The sequence below is a fragment of the Streptomyces sp. MB09-02B genome (genome assembly GCF_033794485.1).
In the GTDB taxonomy this organism is placed as follows: domain Bacteria; phylum Actinomycetota; class Actinomycetes; order Streptomycetales; family Streptomycetaceae; genus Streptomyces.
In genome coordinates, this window is sequence record NZ_JARGEE010000775.1 from 1 (window position 1) to 2,058 (window position 2,058).

A 2,058-nucleotide genomic window follows, 5' to 3' on the forward strand; every position below is an offset into this window, starting at 1 on the left:
GGGCATGGCCGGCGGGGCGGGCGGGGCGGATGTGTCAGGGATGGCCGAGCCGGAAGCCGACCCCGCGCACGGTGATGACCCAGGTGCTGGCTCCCAGCTTGCTGCGCAGGCTGCTCACATGCGTGTCGATGGTGCGCCCCGGCCGCGACCAGGAGTCGTCCCAGACCTGGGTCATCAACTGCTTGCGGGAGATGACCGTTTCGGGCTGGGACGCCAGCAGGTGCAGCAGGTCGAACTCCTTGCGCGTCACCTCCACGGACCGCCCGTCGAGGCGGATCTCGCGTGTGCCGGCGTCGATCCTGAGCGGGCCGCGCAGGATGACCTGCTCAAGGGGCTGGGACGGCCTGACCCTGCGCATGATGGCTTCCATCCGGGCCATCAGTTCACGAAAGCCGTAGGGCTTGGCCATGTAGTCGTCCGCGCCGGCCTGCAGGCCCAGCACCCGGTCGAGTTCGGAGTCCCGCGCGGTGACGGCGATGACCGGGGTCTCACAGGTGGCCCGGATACTGCGGCAGACCTCGAGACCGTCCAGGTCGGGCAGATCGAGGTCGAGCAGGATCAGGTCCGCACTCCCGTGCACCTGCAGTGCCTTGGCGCCGGTCGCCACGCTTTCCGCCCGGTAACCGTGCCGGCGCAGGCCGAGCACCAGGGAGTCGGCGGCCCGGGCCTCGTTCTCCACCACCAGGATGCGCAGGGCCTCCCGGCGGGGACGGGCCACCGGTCCCGCCCCCGCTACGCCGGAGGCATCCCCCACCGGGGGCTCCGAGTCGCGGTGCCGCGGTATCCGCGGTGCCAGCAGGTCCGTCGACTGCCCATCCATCGTGTCTCCCCCATGTCCGCGCACCAGGCGCATCCCAAGTAGACCTTTGAACCGACATTACAAACCGCGCATGCGGTTTGTCAAAGTCTTTGCCTCACCCGGAGTCCTCCGGGGCCTCACCTCCCCGGCCGGCGGTCCGCAGCGAGCCGGTTCCGCCCCGCTCACCCCGGGGTGCCGGGGCGGCCCTCGCGTGCACGGTCCCCGCCGGCGCGCCCCCCGCCGGCGGCGGCCGGTCCGCCAAGCGGAATGATCGATACCCGGCCATTGGGGGGGCGGGTGGACCCAGAGCTAGAAATTAAACCGTCATACTGGTTTTATATATGCGCTAGGCAGCCATACGTTCGCAACGGGAGCCAACCAGTGAGCAAACAGGAGCGGTCCGCCCGTACCCGCAGCGCTCTGATCCACTCGGCAGCCGAGCTGTTCGAGCGGCACGGCTATGCCGGAGCCAGCCTGGACGAGATCAGTTCGGGCGCCGGTGTGAGCCGGGGGGCCCTGCACTTCCACTTCGTGAACAAGGCCGCCGTGGCCGACGCCGTGGAGACGTCCGCCGCCCGCTCTCTGCGCCGGGCGGCGGACGACGCGGGGCTGGTGCGGGTGAACGCCTTGCAGGCGCTGGTGAACCTCTCGCACGCGCTGGCGCACCTGCTGCACGGGGAGGTGGTGGTGCGCGCCGGGTTCCAGCTCAACTGCGCCACGGGCCCGCCGCACAGCGGCCTCAGCCTCCACCGCCAGTGGCAGCGGTGCGTGCAGGCGCTGGTGGCACAGGCCGCGCACGAAAAAGCGCTCGCCGCGGGGGTGTCCCGGGAGCAGCTGGTGGCCACCGTGGTGGCCGCGACCACCGGGTTCGAGGTGCTGAACAGAGGCGACAGGAACTGGCTGTCCCACCGTTCGATCACGGGTTTCTGGCAGCTGCTGCTGCCGGCGGTGGCCGCCCGGCGCGCCCTGGGCCAGCTCGATCCGGGCGGCACGGGCCCCCAGGCGTCCGGCGTGCCGGGCGTGCCGGGTGCCGCGGGGCAGTGCACGCCCGCCGGGGACGCCCCTCGCTGACGCCCGCCGGGCAGGCCGGCCCCTGCCGCCCTCCCCTCTTACACACATCTGGCGCTCCCGACAAATAGCCATTTAGAGATTGGGTGGGCCGCCGTAATATTAAAAAAAAAAACAATGAAGATGACAAAACATTATTACTAATCCAGTCACATACACATTGTAGTGCCGAACACCTAGCACAACAACCT

The 2,058-nt window shown here is 69.6% G+C and carries 2 protein-coding genes; one reads left to right on the plus strand and one right to left on the minus strand.

What is annotated here, in order from left to right; all coding sequences use genetic code 11:
• Positions 1-34 precede the first annotated feature (34 nt).
• The gene (locus P1P70_RS43920) at positions 35-820 is read right to left on the minus strand and encodes a response regulator transcription factor (protein WP_319248007.1); all 786 of its coding nucleotides are present in this window, start codon (positions 818-820) and stop codon (positions 35-37) included.
• A 360-nt stretch (positions 821-1,180) separates the two neighbouring features.
• Between P1P70_RS43920 and P1P70_RS43925 the strand changes: the two genes are divergently transcribed.
• Complete coding sequence (locus tag P1P70_RS43925) at positions 1,181-1,870, plus strand: ScbR family autoregulator-binding transcription factor (protein WP_319248009.1); 690 nt, start codon at positions 1,181-1,183, stop codon at positions 1,868-1,870.
• Positions 1,871-2,058: the final 188 nt, after the last annotated feature.